This is a genomic window from Holdemania massiliensis AP2 (assembly GCF_000327285.1).
Taxonomy (GTDB): domain Bacteria; phylum Bacillota_I; class Bacilli_A; order Erysipelotrichales; family Erysipelotrichaceae; genus Holdemania; species Holdemania massiliensis.
In genome coordinates, this window is the sequence record NZ_HE998567.1 from 1,254,686 (window position 1) to 1,273,566 (window position 18,881).

At 38.0% G+C, this 18,881-nt stretch carries 16 protein-coding genes and 1 riboswitch; of the genes, 2 read left to right on the forward strand and 14 right to left on the reverse strand.

Features of this window, described 5'->3' with window-relative positions; genetic code table 11:
• Positions 1-206 precede the first annotated feature (206 nt).
• The gene (gene metK / locus BN162_RS05920; RefSeq protein ID WP_020224165.1) at positions 207-1,307 is read right to left on the reverse strand and encodes a methionine adenosyltransferase; all 1,101 of its coding nucleotides are present in this window, start codon (positions 1,305-1,307) and stop codon (positions 207-209) included.
• Between the two features lie 73 nt (positions 1,308-1,380).
• Positions 1,381-1,484, reverse strand: a riboswitch (SAM riboswitch).
• Between the two features lie 203 nt (positions 1,485-1,687).
• The gene (locus BN162_RS05930; protein WP_020224167.1) at positions 1,688-4,108 is read right to left on the reverse strand and encodes a PAS domain-containing hybrid sensor histidine kinase/response regulator; all 2,421 of its coding nucleotides are present in this window, start codon (positions 4,106-4,108) and stop codon (positions 1,688-1,690) included.
• A 218-nt stretch (positions 4,109-4,326) separates the two neighbouring features.
• Between BN162_RS05930 and BN162_RS05935 the strand changes: the two genes are divergently transcribed.
• On the forward strand, positions 4,327-5,040 hold the full coding sequence (locus BN162_RS05935; RefSeq protein ID WP_020224168.1) for a GntR family transcriptional regulator: 714 nt from the start codon (positions 4,327-4,329) through the stop codon (positions 5,038-5,040).
• A gap of 48 nt (positions 5,041-5,088) precedes the next feature.
• Positions 5,089-5,754 carry a GntR family transcriptional regulator gene (locus BN162_RS05940; protein ID WP_167539994.1) on the forward strand — a complete coding sequence of 222 codons (666 nt, stop codon included), beginning with the start codon at positions 5,089-5,091 and terminating at the stop codon, positions 5,752-5,754.
• 199 nt (positions 5,755-5,953) lie between these two features.
• Here the strand turns inward: BN162_RS05940 and BN162_RS05945 are convergent, their stop codons facing one another.
• The 12 genes from BN162_RS05945 to BN162_RS06000 form a co-directional block, all read right to left on the reverse strand.
• Positions 5,954-6,787: a PHP domain-containing protein gene (locus BN162_RS05945; protein WP_020224170.1), complete on the reverse strand. Its 834-nt coding sequence runs from the start codon at positions 6,785-6,787 to the stop codon at positions 5,954-5,956.
• Positions 6,777-7,532: an HAD family hydrolase gene (locus BN162_RS17760; protein WP_020224171.1), complete on the reverse strand. Its 756-nt coding sequence runs from the start codon at positions 7,530-7,532 to the stop codon at positions 6,777-6,779. Before BN162_RS17760 ends, BN162_RS05945 begins: the two co-directional genes overlap by 11 nt.
• 34 nt (positions 7,533-7,566) lie before the next feature.
• A complete protein-coding gene (locus BN162_RS05955; RefSeq protein WP_020224172.1) occupies positions 7,567-8,211 on the reverse strand; it encodes a nucleoside/nucleotide kinase family protein in 645 nt (214 codons plus the stop codon).
• A gap of 752 nt (positions 8,212-8,963) precedes the next feature.
• Positions 8,964-9,365, reverse strand: coding sequence for an ATP-binding protein (locus BN162_RS18865; protein WP_020224173.1), 402 nt, complete (start codon positions 9,363-9,365; stop codon positions 8,964-8,966).
• Positions 9,366-9,622: 257 nt separating this feature from the next.
• Entirely contained in the window at positions 9,623-12,736 is a 3,114-nt protein-coding gene (locus BN162_RS05965; protein ID WP_020224174.1) for a type III restriction-modification system endonuclease, read from the reverse strand.
• A gap of 5 nt (positions 12,737-12,741) precedes the next feature.
• On the reverse strand, positions 12,742-14,031 hold the full coding sequence (locus BN162_RS05970) for an AbiJ-related protein (RefSeq protein WP_020224175.1): 1,290 nt from the start codon (positions 14,029-14,031) through the stop codon (positions 12,742-12,744).
• Positions 14,032-14,940: a DNA methyltransferase gene (locus tag BN162_RS18870; RefSeq protein WP_208854739.1), complete on the reverse strand. Its 909-nt coding sequence runs from the start codon at positions 14,938-14,940 to the stop codon at positions 14,032-14,034. It lies immediately after the preceding gene.
• Complete coding sequence (locus BN162_RS18875; RefSeq protein ID WP_208854740.1) at positions 14,859-15,887, reverse strand: site-specific DNA-methyltransferase; 1,029 nt, start codon at positions 15,885-15,887, stop codon at positions 14,859-14,861. The genes BN162_RS18870 and BN162_RS18875 overlap by 82 nt, the downstream gene beginning before the upstream one ends.
• Positions 15,888-17,000, reverse strand: a complete 1,113-nt coding sequence (locus tag BN162_RS05985) for a hypothetical protein (RefSeq protein WP_020224176.1) — start codon at positions 16,998-17,000, stop codon at positions 15,888-15,890. It abuts the gene before it with no gap.
• A 26-nt stretch (positions 17,001-17,026) separates the two neighbouring features.
• Positions 17,027-17,629 (reverse strand): DUF4391 domain-containing protein, encoded by a 603-nt coding sequence (locus BN162_RS05990; protein ID WP_020224177.1) that lies wholly within the window; start codon positions 17,627-17,629, stop codon positions 17,027-17,029.
• A gap of 10 nt (positions 17,630-17,639) precedes the next feature.
• Positions 17,640-18,434, reverse strand: a complete 795-nt coding sequence (locus BN162_RS05995; RefSeq protein WP_020224178.1) for a hypothetical protein — start codon at positions 18,432-18,434, stop codon at positions 17,640-17,642.
• Positions 18,421-18,876 carry a hypothetical protein gene (locus BN162_RS06000; RefSeq protein ID WP_020224179.1) on the reverse strand — a complete coding sequence of 152 codons (456 nt, stop codon included), beginning with the start codon at positions 18,874-18,876 and terminating at the stop codon, positions 18,421-18,423. The genes BN162_RS05995 and BN162_RS06000 overlap by 14 nt, the downstream gene beginning before the upstream one ends.
• Between the last annotated feature and the right edge of the window lie 5 nt (positions 18,877-18,881).

An 18,881-nucleotide genomic window follows, 5' to 3' on the forward strand; every position in this document is an offset into this window, starting at 1 on the left:
CGCGGATATCTTCTGTCCGCTTCGCTTATGCTTTTTTAAGCTTCGCGCGCTTTTCTTCTCTTTTTACTTTTCTTCTATGGGAGTCTGGTTAAGAAAAACCGCGGAATTCGCTGAATCCTCCGTTTTTTGAGTTTCTATTGCAACTGTCCTTATTGTACTTGAATTTTTATTTTTTGTCTGCCTTTGGCACAAAGAAAAAGCGCTGATCAGCGCTTTAACTCAATGATCTTTTCCCACGCACAGTCGCTGCGGCCAAAGTGACCGTAAGCGGAATAACGGCTGTAAATCGGCTTTTTCAGATCCAACTGACGGATAATGCTGGAAACTCGGAAATCGAAATTCGTGCGGATAATTTCCAGAATTTCCTCATCGCTGACCTTGCCGGTCCCGAAGGTTTCCACATAAATGGAAATCGGTTCGCTCTTGCCGATCGCATAGGACACTTCAATTTCAGCCCGATCTGCCAATCCTGCGGCAACAATGTTTTTTGCGACAAAACGACAGTAGTACGCAGCGCTGCGGTCAACCTTGCTTGGATCCTTTGAGCTGAAGCAGCCGCCGCCGATCCGGCCCATTCCGCCATAAGTATCGACAACGATCTTCCGGCCCGTGGTTCCGCTGTCGCCAAACGGTCCGCCGACAACGAAGGATCCGCTTGGATTCACGAGAATTTTCGTATCCTTGTCGATCAAGCGGGCATCGATGACGGGATGGATCACTTCATTGATTATCTTGGCACGGATTTCTTCCTGTGATGCCTCGGCAGCATGCTGCGTCGAAACGACGATGGTATCCAGACGAACCGGCTTGTTGTCTACATACTCCACGGTGACCTGCGTTTTGCCATCCGGTTTTAAAATGGAATGAGCTTCCTGCTTGCGAACTTGTTCTAACCGTTCCGCAAGACGATGCGCCAAAGCGATCGGCATCGGCATGTAGTTTTCTGTTTCATTGCAGGCATAGCCGAACATGATCCCCTGATCCCCGGCCCCCATTTCAGCTTCATCGTGCATCACAGCCTCATAGATTTCTGCCGACTGCTTGGAAACCTTGGTGACCACTTCAAATTCTTCCGTATAGCCGATCTCACGGATTTTGTTCTTCGCGATTTTTTCAAATGGCAGGTCGGCCTTGGTATTGGCTTCGCCATAGATAAAAATCAGGTTGTCTTTGATCGTTGTTTCGACTGCCATCTTGCTGGCTGGATCTTGACGGAGTGCCTCATCCAAAATCGCATCGGAAATGGCATCACAGATTTTGTCCGGGTGTCCGCTGGTGACTGATTCACTGGTAAAAAATTTCTTCATAAATTATCCTCCTTGTCTTTTTTATCAAGGCAGATATGACACATAAGAAAAGCCTCCCGAAAGAAGGCTTCATTGTTCATCGTCCTGCTTTCTTATCGCTGCCAGCATTACCACCTTGCCCAAGGCAGGTTGGTATGAGTTCGTCGAGCTGACTCTCTCCCTCATTCTTGATAAAAAGACCAGGAATAGTAAACCATACCTGATCATAAAATGCAAGGATTTCTCTACAAAATGCGGAATTTCCATATTTTTCCCACGTTGCAATGCTATTTATTCCATCCGTCTTTCCGCTTCTGCAATTCTCACACGAAAATAACACAGGCAGAAACATGGTTTCTGAGCTATATCTTAATAAATGAAAACAGTGCCGTCAAAACACTTCAGATATACTGACGCAGGATGGCGATTAAACCATCGATATCAATCGGTTTGGCAATGTGATCATTCATGCCTGCCGCCTGGGCTGACTTGACGTCGGTCACAAAGACATTGGCTGACAGCGCGATAATCGGCAGAGTTTTTGCATCCTGACGCGGCAACTGCCGTATCGCGGCTGCGGCTTGATAGCCATCCATGACCGGCATTTGAATATCCATCAGAACTGCCGTGTAGTACCCCGGCGCCGATGCTTCAAAACATTGCACAGCTTCTGCGCCATTTTCTGCGGTGTCCACCAATAGGCCATGCATGGACAACAATTCAACCGCAATTTCACGATTCAATTCATTATCTTCCGCCAGTAGAATTCGCCGGCCGCACAGATCCGGTGCTTTCAATTCCAGTCCGGTTTCCGCTGCCTTGGGTATCTTCGCAGTGCAGAAAAGCTCCAGGACATGCAGAATCTTTGATTTGAACAGAGGTTTGGAAATAAAGGCATCCACTCCGGCCTTAATCATATCTTCTTCAATTTCGCTGAAATCGTAAGCGGAGATGACAATGATCGGTATTTTATCCCAGAGCTGATTGCGGATGATCCGAACAGTTTCCAAGCCTTCCATGCCCGGCATCTTCCAGTCAAGGATCACCGCGAAGAAATTCTGTCCCTTTTCATGCGCCGCCTGAATTTGTTGGACAGCCTCATAGCCGCTGGAGGCAGATTTGCCGATGATACCCAATTCACCTAACAGCAGCACAGCGTTTTCACACACAATCTCATCATCATCCGCCACTAAGACGGAACAGCCAATCAACTCCTCTGCCTTTTCTTCTTCCTCCTGCACGACCTCAAGCGGAATGGTAACGATAAATTGACTGCCCTGATTCAGCTGACTGTGGACTTCGATGGTTCCGTTCATCATCCGCACAATATTGTCCGTGATTGCCAAACCCAGTCCTGTTCCCTGAATTTTATTAATCCGTGAATCTTGTTCACGGGAAAACGGCTCAAACAAGCGCGGCAGAAATTGCTCACTGATACCTATTCCATCATCAGTAAAGATGAATTCATAGTAGCCTTTGGCTTGCTTGTACGCCCTTGTTTCACGAATTTGGAATTGGATATGGCCGCCTTCCGGCGTATATTTAATCGCATTGGAAAGCAAGTTCATCAAGATCTGATGCAGCCGATCCCCATCCGTTATGACCTTTTCGTGACTGACATGATCGACAAAAATCTTAAACTCCTGATTTTTTTCCGCAGCTAAAGGCTTACTCATTTCATAGACATTCTGAACCAATTCCGACAAGTCAACATTTTCCATCGCCAGATCAATTTTCCCGCTTTCAATCTTTGACATGTCCAGCACTTCGTTGATCAGGTTGAGCAGATGCCGGCTGGACAGCTGGATTTTCGTAAGACAATTATCAATTTTTTCAGGATAGGCAAGATTGGCCTGCGCGATCGTAGCCATGCCGATAATTGCATTCATCGGCGTTCGAATATCATGCGACATCGAGGACAAAAAATTAGATTTGGCTTCGCTGGCAAGCTTTGACGTTTCGTATGCCTCTTCCAGAGCTTTGCGCTGCCGCGACTGTTCAATCCTATCCCGCGTCACATCGATGCCGACACTGTAAAAGGAAGGAATCCCATCCCAGCTGTCTTTTCCGCTGACATAACTGAAGGTCATAGTCAAGATTTTGATTACCCCTTGGAAGGTCACAACCCGGCATTCAGTCACGGTATCCTTACTGCTGGATTGGGCGTTCTGCATCACTTTGACCGCCCGGGCAAGATCATCTGGATGAACATAGGTACATTGACTGTGAAGCTCATCCTCAAACTGTTCTTTTGTATAGCCGATCAAATCCAGAAATCCGCCGCCATACCATAATATCGTGGACATATCCCGTGCATCAACACGCGCAAACCCACCAGGAATAGTCCGGATAATCGCATCACGTTCCCGATCCTTTTTGGCCAGCTTGTATTCCGTACTGACCATATCATGCGATAGTTCAATCCGAGCCTGACGGCCTTGCCAGTCAATGATCTTATTTTTGATCATAAACCTTTTTTTCAGATTGGGATTATCAAATTCCCATTCGTAAGCCTCATCGCGTTTCAGCAGCGAGTTAGTACAGAAAGGACAAGGAGTATTCCGTCCCTGAATCACTTCATAACATTTCCTGCCGACGAATTCCTCAGCTTTTCCCTGCAGCGTTTCGCAGGCATGCTTGTTCACAAATAAAAGCTCGTAGGTTTCCATGTCACTGATGTATATATTTCCGGTATATTCGGACATCAGCCATTCAAAATTGGCGATTGCATCCTGATGTTCATCACGAGGAGCGGTCACAGACATCCCTTTAGACTTCTGTGTTTGACCTTGTTCTTCCTGCTGCAGCACTGTTGTTTTCATCCTGATTGCCTCCTCGGATTCAGATTTATCGAATTGGGGTTTTCATTTCTGAATACAATTTCAGACAGACAATCCTTGTTCACATATAAATTTATTATAGCATATCATAAAATGAAAAAAAGATTAACTCTCATTGAGTAAAAAGCGGTTCAAAACTGGAAGCATCCAATAAAAAATGCTAAAATTGATCAAACAAATACGACGGGGAGGTAAAGATCATGCAGGAGAAAAACGATATGCAGAATTTGATCTATACCCTGCTGATCACGCAGATCAAATTGGGTGTCTACCGTCAGCATGATCCGCTTCCTTATATTAAGCAGATGAGCGATTATCTCTGCGTTGCTCCAGAAACTGTTCGGGCCGCTTATGGCCGACTGAAAGTGGAACAGGTCATTACCTTATCCAAAAAAGCAGGGGCACATTTGTCCGCCGGCTGCGCTGAGAATCAGATCCAGCAGAACATTCAGGAATATTTTGAAAGTCGACGAACTATGCTGCTGGATCTTGCCGCCTCCATGCCGGCTTTGTTCGGCAAGATGGAGCTGCTGAGTTTGAAAAAAGCTTCGCCTCAGGCACTGGATCAGCTCAAAGCAATACAATTGGATTCCCAGATTCCGCCGACCTATCGTTCGCTGAAATTCTTTCTCAGTTTGTATCGGCAGTCAGAAAACCAACTGCTGACAAGATTGATCTGGCGCATATTCATTCTTGTTCACATTCCTTTTTTCAGTGTTTTTCAGGATCGAAAAATGCTGGAGGAACAACAGGCGCAGCAGATCATGCTTCTCGAGGCCAGCTTAAGCGGTCAATGGCAGACTGTACAAAATTTAATCGAAAGCTCTCATCTTTGGCTGCTCAATGCCCTGCGAAAGTATTATCATGAATCAATCCGCCCCGACTCTACGGTTCAGGAAATCCAGTTTGCCTAGGAACTCTATCATAAGAGTGATCAAAAGCGTTATTCATTAGCGGTGACTTTGATCAAGCAGATTAATCGCGGACAGCGCAAAAGCGGTGAATTTTTACCTTCCCTTGCGGCATTGGCTGCTGAAAATCAATTGTCAGTCAGCACCGTGCGGCGGGCTTTAGATTTATTAAATGATATTGGGGTTGTCGAATCCATCAATGGAAAAGGAACACAAGTGCTGGCTTTTGAACAGATTGCCGCCCATTGTGATTTTTCTCAGCCCATCTATCGCCGGCGATTAACCGACTTTATTGAAAGTCTGCATGTATGCGCCTGTTCCTGCCGCGCGGTTGTGGAACAAACACTGCTGGCCATGACGGGAGCGCAGCGAAACCAGCTGCTTGAGCTGCTTGAGCGCTTATATGCGCAGCAGCGTTATGGTTTGGGGATTTATGGGGTTATTGGCATTCTGGCAGAAGAGGCTCACTCCCCCGCGATTCGCACGCTTTACGCTCAGCTCTTTCAGCAGTTTCTTTGGGGTTACCCGCTGCGCATTCCCAAGAGAAATGAAAGCACGGAGGCACAAATGCAGGCAAGAGCCCTCACTGAGGCTTTGCAGCATTTCGATTCCAGTCTATTTGCCCAGCTTTTAGAAAACAGTCTGATTCAAGACTTCAAAACAGCCCAATCGCAGCTGCAGAAAATAGGAGTTTCTGCGCCTTCTGATTTCTTATAGAACATTGGAAGAACGTGAATTAAAATCTCAATTTCATCTTTTGGACTCAAGTCAGGATATCCTTGTTTACTCCCTAATGATCAACAAAAAAACAGAGGGTTTAGTGAACTTCACTCAAAAACCATCTGTTTCTTGTTAGATTATTTGACTTCATCGGCAGGCTTGCTTGTTTTACAAAAATGTCAGAGTATTTAAGTTATTAGTATTGAATCTTATTCATTAACGGACCCAAATTTAATTGATCCAGAGTGATCCTCGGCGTCCCCATTGTCCGATCAGAAAGATGACCATGATCATCTGAACCACCTGTGATCCACAAATGATGCAAGTTTGCATAATTCGCAAGCCATTGAGATTGTTCTGGTCTGTGATGCGCATGATAACATTCGATTCCATCCAATCCCTGACTGGTGAGTGTTTTTAACATCAATTCAGGATTTAGATTTGAATAATCAAAAATATGAGCAATCACCGCCGCTCCCTGCGCTTGATGAATCATTTCAATCACAGCTTCTGCTGACAAGATATCAGATCTAAGAATATGTCCTTTCGCTAATTCTGACTGATAGTCCTGCATGGTAGAAATGATTTTCTGATCTTGAAGGTAAGCAAACAATTTCCAGCTTCCACGTCGATAGTCATAGGTGTATTGTTCATACTCTGCTTCGCAAACATGCGCTCCTTTTTTACGGTAGTTTGCAATCGTTCTCAGTGCTTGTTGATTTTCAGATTCTTGATAATGATTCTGATAATTTCGCAATACGGGCAAATCTGGATTTATTCCATATCCAAGTATGTGAATCACCTGCGAATGAAAGAGAGCACTGACCTCAATACCATGAAGTACAGCTATGCCTGCTTCGTGAGCAGCTTCGCTGAATGCTATCGTATTACGGATCGTATCATGATCCGTTAAAGCCATAAAATCAATCTTATTGGCCAAAGCAACATTAACTATTTCCTGCGGTGTTCTAACACCATCCGAAACACAGGAATGGAGATGGAGATCAATTCGGCTTTTCTTATTCAGCATGGGTTTCCATCCACTGTGCCACACCCTCTTCTTCATTGCTGGCACACACTTCTTTCGCAGCTTCTTTTATCATTGGCAAGGCATTGCTAACCGCTACACTCCAACCACACTCCTGAAATAACTCTAAGTCGTTCATATCATCTCCAAAAGCGACAATCTCATCAAGACTCACGTTCCAGCGTCTACACAATATTTTTAAGCCTTCTAATTTATTCACTTTTTCATTCATGATGATTCTGCAATCAGGATTTTCCTTATCGACAATCATACGGCAACCATATTGACTGACATTAAATTGATCAAAATATTCATGGCAGGGTGTAAACCAGAATATTTTCTGAATTTCTAACGGGTTAAACTTATTCATATCCAGCTTCTTACACCATCCACTAGCTATAAAATCAGAAATTGTACCATAGTTAATATCAGGATATATAACTAAAACATCGCTTTGATCAGCTTTAAGCAGAGCTTCGATCATCGTTTTCGTCTTTTCAGCATTGATTTCCTTTTTGGCAACAATTTGTTCCTGATCATAAACAACTGCACCGTTCAGGGCAATTAATCCTTGTGCATTTAGCTTACGAACATATTCAATACTACGCGAATAGGCTCTACCTGTGGCGACAATAACCTTTCCTTTTTGAGCAAACCTGGATAGAGCTTGAACTGTTCTCTCAGAAAGTGTTTTATCCTCATGAAGCAAAGTTTGATCTAAATCAACAACTGCTATTTTATATTTCATATCTGTCTCCGATTTAAAAGCGTCTAAAGCTCCATCAAAATTGAGGGATGTGAATTTTTAGAAGATTTGATTTTAAATCAGATTGTGAACCTTGAATAATGACATCGACATATTTCCATGGTTCTTCTTCTAAAAAGAAAGGATTTAACAATGAATCCCACCAATCAGCAAATTGTGTGACAGACTCGATTGTTCCGCCATTTTCACCTTTGGCAAGATCACGATGAACGACACGGGAACGCGCTAGATCAGGTTCCGTATCCACCCAAATGGAATAATCAGCTTTGTCACGCAGTCTTTTTCTACAGGCACCCATTCCTTCAATGATGAGAGCTCGATCTGGATTTACCTCAATAAAACCTTCACGATTCTTTTTAATCCATCCAGTAGGTCTGTATGCTACTTTTTCACCGTCAGACCGGGGTTTGATAATCCCCTGGATCATTTCTTCATCCCAATGAATCGGATCTGAATACCAACAGACATCATCTGTATGAACGAGATTGGCTTGCAGCTCTGCCGCAAGCTTTAAAGCTAATGTTGTTTTTCCAGAACCGGCAGCACCGTCGATAAGAATCAGTGGCAGAGCACTGCGCTGGACTATTTCTTCTGTCAAACAGGCCAGTGATTGTTCTGACCAAGTTTTAATTTCAAGCAAAGGTAATTTTGATGATGTCATATTTGAAGATCTCCTTTCTAAATTAAGTACAAGTGTTTTTAACTCTCATTTCAAAGCTTTATCTTTCAAAGACTATAACAAGTATCTTCATAAACCTTAATTTAAGTCAACAATATATTTATAGTAAAATCAATAAACAAATAAAGCTTATTCTTACAAAATAAGTCTCGGTTAATAGAAGTTATAAGTTCAATATAGTAACTCATTTGTCTTCATTTTGACATAGGTTATAAGAATATCCTCTTCCAATTTATAATTTTATAGATATAGTTTAACAAATAAAATCAATATTGTAATATACGTTATTAAGATTTGTTCAACGCTACGATTTTCGAATAACTTTACTTGGATTAGAGCCTCCAATCTTTATTGATATCAGAAACTTCCTTTATCACTTCATTTTTTCTATATCTGTATAGTATAATCATAAAGTCAAAGTCTCGTTTATTTCTGAAATATAAGTAGTTCGTATTTTTAAGCAGTATGTTTTATGTACGCTTTTATAGATGTCTCTTTCTTTGGGATAATTCTCGTATGCTCTGCCTACAAACTTGTAAGCAGAGCTTTCTCTTCGCCAACTCACTTTTAGATTGACTACGCTATCGTATTTGTTAGAAAGAAGAACAACTGATATCAACAGGCTTTTCTTTGTCCAAACCTATTTAATATCATCTAGTTCTCTTCTAATACTTTCCAATATCCTGATTTTTTAGAACCAATTCTTTCAATATATCCATTACTCTTCAAAAACGCTAAATTCTTATCACTGCTGTGTCACTAATGTTTAATAACTTTGATAATTCTGCAGTTGTTATGTTAGCGTTATCTCTTATTTCTTTTATGATAAATTGTCTTCGGAGATTCAACTTAGCTTTCTTATTCCCACCTAAATTATCTAATCGGTTTACTTTTTCAAAAGGTATAGATGCAGTAATCGAATTTTCTCTAAACGAAAAAGCGTCTTTACCGTACATTTCTATGATCTTAGGGACGCCACGTCCCGATTTTTCACTAATATGTAACTGAAGAAAGATTTCTGATAATTTTTCATTTGCGGGAATCGATTCTCCCATATAAAAACCTTCCATCGTTTGTGCAGGTGCAAGTGTTCCTCGAGACAATATCTCTATTCTATCTGGGAAAACTGAAATCATCGGTTCATTTCTTTCGATCCACTTATTGTGAAGGACTGCATTAATTATAGCTTCACGAAATGCTTTATTATCAAATAAGACAACTTCTTTTCGTTCTACTACTCTGTCTGTTTCATCAGTTTGTATAATGTTTAATACATCACCATAACGTAAAAGTTCATCCTAGCTATATAACAAACAATTATTTCCAAACTCTCGTACAGAGAAAAGATTTCCGCCTGTGGGTCTGTGCTTTATTTGATAATACTTTATGAAGCTTAAATGGAGCTTATAATATTCAATAAGCTTTGATAACTATCTACATCGTGATACTTAACGTTACTTGTTGACATTTCATTGAATAATTTTTTCGCACAAGATATTTTAGCCTGTTCGATAGGTCTAAGATTTAAGCTGTCCATTGTTCCTTTGGTTTCTGCAATAAAGAAAATATGTTTAACAGTTCCTTCATAGAAAGCAATTGCCCAGTCTGGTGAATAATTTCCAACCGGAGTAGGTATTTGGAATGTTCTTGGAAGTTTTGCATATACACATACCTCATCAGCTGCGTCTAAATCTTCTGCAAATTTTCTTTCAATACTCTTTTCAGCAGAACCATCTGTAAATACATAATCTTGAATAGCTTTCTTCGCAAGGAATGCTTTATCAAAACTTTGAGTATTCTTTTCAGCTGTAAAGATAGTGCTGTCATACTCTCCTTCAATTGGATCATATGAAATATGCTCTACAATCATCGTTGCTTTTTGTTCCTTGATAAGCTTAATTACCTTTGAAATAAATTCTTCCGGATTATTTCTAAACATATATAATTTCTCAGGATTAAGCCCTTGGAGGATTGTTGCAACAGTCTTACGAGTAAGTACTGTTCCTTCGGCAACCTTACCAATAAGATCGTATTTAATTTGACTTGTTTCAGCGTGTTTTAAAGTCTGTGTTCTTGCCTTTTCTCCACTGAAAGAAGCTCCACGACCAACTTCGTATTCGTCCATTTTATCTTTCTGACGACCTATTGTAGCTGTATATTGAAGCTCAGACACAAAAAGCTTTTCATTGATATGGTCTATTGATTTTTTAATAAGTTCATTACTGTCAAAATCTACAGTATAAGCATATTTACGATTGATTTGTTTCCATAATGCTTGAAATTCCTTTTTAGCGAAATTCTCATTCAAAGGATTTTCCTTAACCTTTGATTCATGTCCATCTGTGAACATATCTTTAAGAACACTATCATCGTAAACAGACTGAATAAGAGTATGAATTCCTTCAGTCATAGGTTGTAATTCTTCCGGTAACGGTGCAAGAGTACCTGTCAAAACATCATTACGATATTTATTCGTAACCTTACGCTTCATATCTACATAACCATTTGAAATCAAATAGAACTCGATTGTATTAGCTACTGCGTCATCAATAAGTACAGGTTCATCATTTACCTTAACATACTTGCCACTGAAGTATTCGCTTGTCGCAACTGTCGGTCTGTCGTAAAGTACAGTCTTAATGTCGCTTTGTAAATCTGTTACGAAATTCTTATAACTTTCACTTGCAACAACAGTAAGCATATTGATGTCATGTACTGAATCGCCACAAGTCTGTACGTCCATTCTGTTACCATGTTGATTTACGCAAAGACGAAGTCCACGACCTACTTCTTGTCGTTTTGCTGTGCTGTTATCAGAATGTTTCAAAGTACAGATTTGGAATACATTTGGGTTATCCCAACCTTCTCGCAGAGCAGAGTGAGAGAAAATAAATCTCGTTGGTTCTTCAAATGATAATAGTCTTTCCTTATTTTTTAAGATAAGGTCATAGGCTGAAATGTCATCTGAGAACTCACTACCACGCTTCAAGGCACTATCAACGCTTCTTCCGGTCTTTTTATCAATGCTGAAATATCCTTTGTGTACCTGACTTACATCACTGCAAGTTGATTTTAGGTATCTTTGGTACGGAGTATCAAACATTGTAATGTATTGATTTAGGACGCTTATATACTCCTGCTCAAACATTTTTCCGTATTCTCCCAAAAGCTCATTTCCATTTTCATCGTACTGACGATATTTTGCAACTTCATCAATGAAGAATAGGGAAAGGGATTTAATTCCCATATTAAAGAGTTTTTCTTCTTTTTCAAAGTGAGAAAGAATTGTTTCTCTAATTTGAATACGACGCATATCATCTTCTGACACATCACCGTTTACTTCACCGGCTTTAATTACTTCTCCATTAGTAAAAGTAACCGTACCACAAAGCGGATCTATTTCAGAAATGGTATATCCCTTGTATTGTTCCATTTCCTGTGAAAGATAGTATAAATCATCTCCAACATTACAATTACGAGTTTCTCGGTTAATTGACTTGTTATAACCAATTTCAAGTTCAATTCTTGCCATTGGTGGCTTCTTAGAAGATAAAACAATCTGTTCTAAATACAAGTAACTATCTGTTCCTCTAAAGTTCTTAACCTCAAATCCTTTTACTTCAATCTTCTTAACCAAACGCTTATTAAATGCGTCAAGAGCGTCAAGCACATAAACAATATTATGCTGTTTTGCATGAGTTGCTGAATAGTTCAAACTGAACAAAGGATTGAAGTTTTTCAATGCTTTCTGCGTTACATCGCCACCCATTTTTTGTGGCTCATCAAGAATGATAATTGGTCTATTCGCTGCAATTACATCAATCGGACGACGAGAACCAAATTCATCACGCTTTGAATAAATGATACGGGATTCTTTACTGCGTCCGCCTTCTTTGAGTGAAGCTGCAAAAGCTTGTGTATTAATAATCATTACATTGATACCGCTACTTTGTGAGAAGTTGTCAAGCTGATTAAGATTTGAACTATTATAGATAAAGAATCTTGCTTTCTTTCCGTAATGCTCCATAAAGTGGTCAGATGTAATTTCAAAAGATTTCTTTACTCCTTCACGAATCGCAATGCTTGGCACTACAACAATAAATTTGCTCCAACCATATTTCTTATTAAGCTCAAACATCGTCTTGATATATACATAGGTTTTACCTGTTCCGGTTTCCATTTCAATATCAAGAGAGCAACAACCCAAGTCCTTGTTAAGCTCTTTTGAGAGTTTAATATTGCTTTGACTTTGTAAGTCTTGAATATTTTTTAATATCTGTTCATCTAAAAGCTCCATAGCTTCATTTTTATATCCGGTATCATCAAATGGATCAATAGCATCATTTGAACCGTCAACAGACATGAACGAAGCTTGTTGTGGATTATTGTATTTTCCTAAATCTCGTATATAACTGATACCATCGTGAAAGCCTTGTCCGTTAAACACTTTCACGACCGCATCTACAGCATCGGTTTGATACTGTTGTATTTTAAAATTAATTTTCACAAACGCTACCTCCCATCAAGATATTGAATTGCCGTTGATATTAAAGCAAAACACCTCTTATAGAAATAATCATATTGACGGCTATCAGTGATATTAATTTTATTCTTTTCGTGATGACGTATCCTATAATTATTTCCAATCTTCGTAAGTGCTTTGAATTCAACTTCATACATTTCTTTAAAATTTTTGTCTCCACCACTCATCTGTTCAATTATTCTATTAGCAGAATCAGATTTGTTGAGTTCTGGAGCATAATAAGTTTTTAATCGTTCATAAGCGTCCCAAATTTTTTCAACAGCAATTTGCTTATTTCCACTTTTGTAATATTTATTTGCTTCGATAACAAGTTCTTTTAGACCTTTTTCCGAAATAGAAGCAATATCATTTTTATTAATAGCAATTTCTAATGTACTCTCAATTTTACCTTGACTAAGTTTGTATAGAACATCATGCAATTTCAGAATAGCATTTATTTGAGGCGTATAATCATTATCAAAAATGTGCTTTTCATAAAACTCAATAGCATCCAAAACATTAAATGGAGAGGTTTTCATTATAAATCGGTGCATATCATTTGTTTTGGAATATTTTCCATTTTCGTCATAACATCTAGGTTCGTAAAATTGTGCTATGTCTCGAAAAACATATTCTTCAGTTTTTACATTATACTGCCACCCTGTTTCATCCATTTCTTGAAAAACTGTAGAATGCTTTTCAAACAAATTATATATTTGTTCTCTTACTTTTATGTTTAACTTTAGCTGAATGTGCTTTGCGTTTATTTCTTTTGCATATCTCTGCGAAAAAGGTATAAACAAGGCGTTTTCTTCTGGATTATACTTCCTCCAGCCATATACATCTCGTCCAGAAATTTGACTCTCCGGATATAATTCATACCCATCATTACGAAGTAAGCCATTTACCGCATCAAGAAATTCTTTCCAATATCCATTCTCAACTCTAACAGCTGGATGAAATACTGAACATAAGAATTTAAGTAAAATTTTATCGTCGCCATTCAACAATTGAAAACGGTCATCTTCAAAAACCCATCCATATTCATAATCATCATTGTTTACTGTATGTTGCCATATATCTCCGGCAGCGTTATTAAATCTACTATCATAACTTTCTAAGGCTTCAAGGTCATAATTTCTTTTCAAGAAATCAATCTCACTAAGTCTCCCATAATAGCCGTATCGAATTTGTTTGGTTTCAAACAACTCTGTTATGTCCATACCATACAGAAACAAAGCGAATATATCCCTTCGTGTTATTTCTGTGATTTTTTCCAATTACAACACCTTCCTTACTGTGTCAGGGCTGTATGTAGCAAAAATCTGTTCAAAGTTTGTGGCAACACTATCAGTAGCCATAGAGCTGTCACGCATTACAAAGTAATATGGCTGTTGTTTGGCAACCTCAGTAATTACTTCTTCGGTTACATCTTTGTCAAAGCAAGCGATTAAGAATCCGTCTGCAACATTAAACACTTTTTTACCGGCAATCTCTTTTTCTTCAATCTTACTTGAAAGTTCTACTCCTAAATCAAGCATAACTTGGAAAAGCAAATCTTCCGGAGTTCTGTCTTCTTTGATGTTATCAGTAAGAGTAGTAAATAAATCCATTTCGTATTCTGACGGATTATAATAAACATCTTTCATATTTGTACTATCACATTTAAGAACACGGAAACCTGTATCAAGGTTGTCTGTAAGTAAAGGATTTTCTTCCTTGATTTTCTTTCCAGCACGTCGAATACGTTCTTTTCCTATTTCACAAATGTTTTTGTAACCTGTTTTATATGCTGTACTTTTTTCATCGGTTTTTTCAGGTATTTGAACCATAATAAATCTACGGTTACCTTTATCTTCTGAATTTAATTTCATTACTGCGTGTGCAGTTGTGGAAGAACCCGAAAAAAAGTCAAGTATTATACCATCGTCACATTTAACTAGTTTTTGAAGTTTTTTAATTAGACCAGTTGGCTTCGGTGTGTCAAATGGTGGGTTATCAAATAACTCCTTAATTTCCTTCATTCCATCTCTTGTAGTTCCAACATCTTTTCCAAACCAAATTGTCTCAGGCGCTCTTCCTTCCAAAGTTGAAAGATATATTTTTCTTATGATTCGTGTTTCATCTTCGCTAAAAATAATTTCTCCAGATTTAATTTTTCTTTTACTGTTTCTTTGCTCCATCGCCATCCATTAGCACATGGCTTAATAATCTTTCCTGAAGGAGAAATAATGTCATAGATTAAATTTGGACGATATAAAGCATTTCTTACATCTCCACTTCTCCATGGACCCTTAGGATCATTATCAGGGTTAGAATATGCCTTATTATCTTCTTCTGTTCTTTCAAGAGGACATAACTCAAAATCTAAAGATTTAGCATAGCACAATACAAAATTATGATGAACAGAAAATTTGTCTAAATATCCTTTCGGTTGAATACTATGCTGCCAAATTATGTTAGCAATAGCATTTTCTTCACCAAAAATCTCATTACATACCTTTTTCATATTTTCAATTTCATTATCATCAATACTGATAAATATAATTCCATCATTTGAAAGCAAATCTTTTGCTAATTTTAATCGAGGATAAATCATATTGAGCCAATCTGTGTGAAAGCGACCGTTACTCTCAGTATTTGTCACAAGTTTATTTCCCTCACTATCATATTGTCCACTGTTGGCAATATACTCATCTGTATTTTGTGCAAAATCATCTTCATACACAAAATCACTACCCGTATTATATGGTGGATCAATATAAATCATCTTGATTTTGCCAAGATAAGTCTCTTGCAATAACTTTAAAACTTCAAGATTATCACCTTCGATATACAGATTTTCTGTGTTATCGAAATCAACGCTTTCCTCTCTGCAAGGACGAAGTGTTTTTGCAAGCGGTGCATTCGCAAGAAGCATAGATTTTTTCTTATCAGGCCAAGTGAACTGATAGCGTTCTTCTTGACCCTCAACAACTTTGCAAGAAATCTCTTGCATAAGCACGTCTTTATCAATAGCACGAACAACTTCACCATTTTCATCAATGGTTTCCGTTACTGCATTAGGGAACATCTCTGCTAATTTTCTGAAATTCTCATCAGCCCTATTAGGTGTATGCATTTTTAATTTATCCATTTAATTTTCCTCCATTTCAAGTTTAGGCTCTAATGCTATTATAAAATCCGTTAAAAGGATTGCATTGAGCGACGCTTTTTTGTTTGGATATTTTTGGTATTTACTATGTGAAACACCATTTCTGTTTGGAACACCCTCAATTACATCATCAGGAGTATCACATTGACTTACAATCAAATTTTCATAAAAATCTGCAAATATTGGTTCAAAATCATTTTCATCAATTAACTCAGCAAATTTTTCTTTTGTTTTCTTCTGACCACATCGTCCTTCTATATGTAACTTTCGATGAATCAAACCTTCCCACATTGTAGCAAGACAAGTAATTGTGAGTGCATATTCTCCTCTTAAATGTGCTTCTATCGCTTGTCCTAAGATCTTTTTAATGTGTGGTTCTAAGTCAGAATTTCTCCAAGTACGCTTGATATTTTTTATCTTCTTTGGAGTATAATATCCTAGTATCGCTTTATCTATTCGTAGCTCTCTGCGTTTACTTTTGCCTCGACTTGTCGCAATAATGTCTGATACCTCAGACATCAAAGACATACTAACTGTCCACCCAGCATATGGAAACCATTTACATTCATACATAGTAGCTAAATAGACTTTATTTAACTCTCTATATCGTTTGAGGACATCGCTATCAAAGTTTAATCCCTGTAAGAGATTAAACATTGGCGAGAAATCAATACTTTGTATCCACTCTATCGCCGGTGAATGCACTGCTTCGAACAAAGCAGAACCCATGTTTCCAACAATATTTCTGACGGAATCCGCCAATAATCTTGTTGCACTATCGCTATAAGCTTTAAGAGCCAATGACATTGATTCATTTATCTTATCCAGATAAGAATTATTAAAAGCTTGGAGAGGTTCCACTAACGAAGCAGTCAACGCATTAAACGCATTTTGTCTTTCGCTTATTGCTTTAATTGCTGGATTTTCAAACATTGCAGAATAATCTTGAGTTATATAAGAGGGCAATTTAGATATGTTTACTCGTGTAGCATTATCAATAATTCTCCACATTTGCTCATGCTGCTGTAATATAGATTCCGTACTCTTTAATATTTTTTCTTGCATTTCAACACTTTTTTTCAAAGCTTCCGGCATAGAATCAAATTCATTATTGCTAATAGTTATCCCTCCAATCCTTTCTTCATCTTATTTATCTTCTGAACGATTTCAAACTTCTTTTTTGGCTGTTTTTCATTTCTTGCCATCTTCTCTAATCGTTCTATTTCTTTCAACAGCTTTTGTTTCTTATCATCTGAAACAATCTGCTGTTCAAGCGTATTACCTTGCTCAATAGTGACATCACCAATTTGTACAATGATGTTTTCCCATACTTTATCAAGGTTCAATCCCTTTAGCTCAAGCGTATATGAATCAATCTCTTTCCAATCAGTCTGCATAAGCTTGGTATGGAATGTTGTTATTTTTATTTTTCCATCAAACTCAAGAACCATCAGCATTTTTTGAGGAATGAGTTTTGATAAAGTTACAATATTTTTCTCATCAAAGTCTCGTCTTTTGAGTGCGACGTGCATTACAAAGAAACTTCCAACTTCTTCGCCTTTATCTACATTGATTTTTTCAGCTGTCACTTCATTTACAATAGTGATTCTTGAAATATCAGCGTCGATTTTTTCTTTAGCAGCCGTATTCATCCGAAACTTTGCATAGATCGCATTTTTAGGCAATTGTTTTTTTAGTTCTGTACTTTTAGGCAAACCAAACATAAACTACCTCTTATAAGTATTGTCCAACAAATTGTACTATCGCTGTTGCTGCTGCTATAAATTCTGTTGTACCTGCAATCCCTTTTAGCGTACTTAAAGCCATTTTTATAATACCTTTCTTGGGCTTTTCATCATTAATAGTCGATATAGTTTCAATACAATCATTTACAGTTTCTCTGTCTTCTTCATTTAAATCTGAAATGGAATTTAATAATTCACTAATGAGTTTTTGCAACTGTTCCATATCGCAAGCTGCTTGATTAGTAGTGATCGCACTACCTTTCGAAGCAACATTAACTTGTGTGTTTGTTAAGGTGCTGTTTTCAATATTAACATTAACTGTTGTTTTATCATCTAATCCCATCTGTATACTTATCCTCGTTAAATAATTTTCTATATGTGTTATCAACACTCTGATAAACTCATTTCCAAAAGCGTTGACCTTTTCTTGAAATTGTTTTGAAGTTGAGTAGCCATAGAAGACATAGCTCCTACCATTAACATTGTTATCTGCCATATATTTCACCACTGCATATATGTTCGCAACTTCCTTTTCATCTGTTGAACCAAGCGAAAAAATACTGCGACCGTAACTGTGTGTTACTTCGTCTACTTCTTGTACAACATCATATTCTGGTTCTCCACAAGATTTTATATATTCACTTATCAATTCGTGAGTATCAAGAAATCTGATGAACTTTGAAAGTTCTGTTGAATAGATTTCATACCCAGCTCTAAGAACTCTGTTTGATGCTGATAAAAACTCTTTTATCAATATTTTTAATTCAATTTTACTTACTTCCATCTTTTTGACCTCCGCAATATGGGCAATAACATCCACAATAATTTAAAAGGTGTCGTATTTTACCTTGTCGATTACAACATTCAAAGTCAACAATTTCCATAGAGTCAATCGTAGATTTAATTGGGATTTCTTCTTCCTTTTGGGGCTTATTTGCTTTAACTTGGATTATAGAATTTCTAGTTTTTCTCTCCAGTTTTTTCATCTCATCATAAAAATCCCCAAGAACTTTATTTAGTGCTTTAGCTTTTGCTAATTCAATGACATCTTCCGTAATATAAGTATCACTAACAAGTCCACATAATGGGCAATAAATATCTACAACGTCATCGCTTTCAATATCATTCGGTGGAAGCTTAAAATACTCTCCACATTTAGGACATTGTAATAAAACAAATCCGTCATCGTCTGTAGGGATTGAAATTTTAATTGTGAATTCGTCCATAGAAT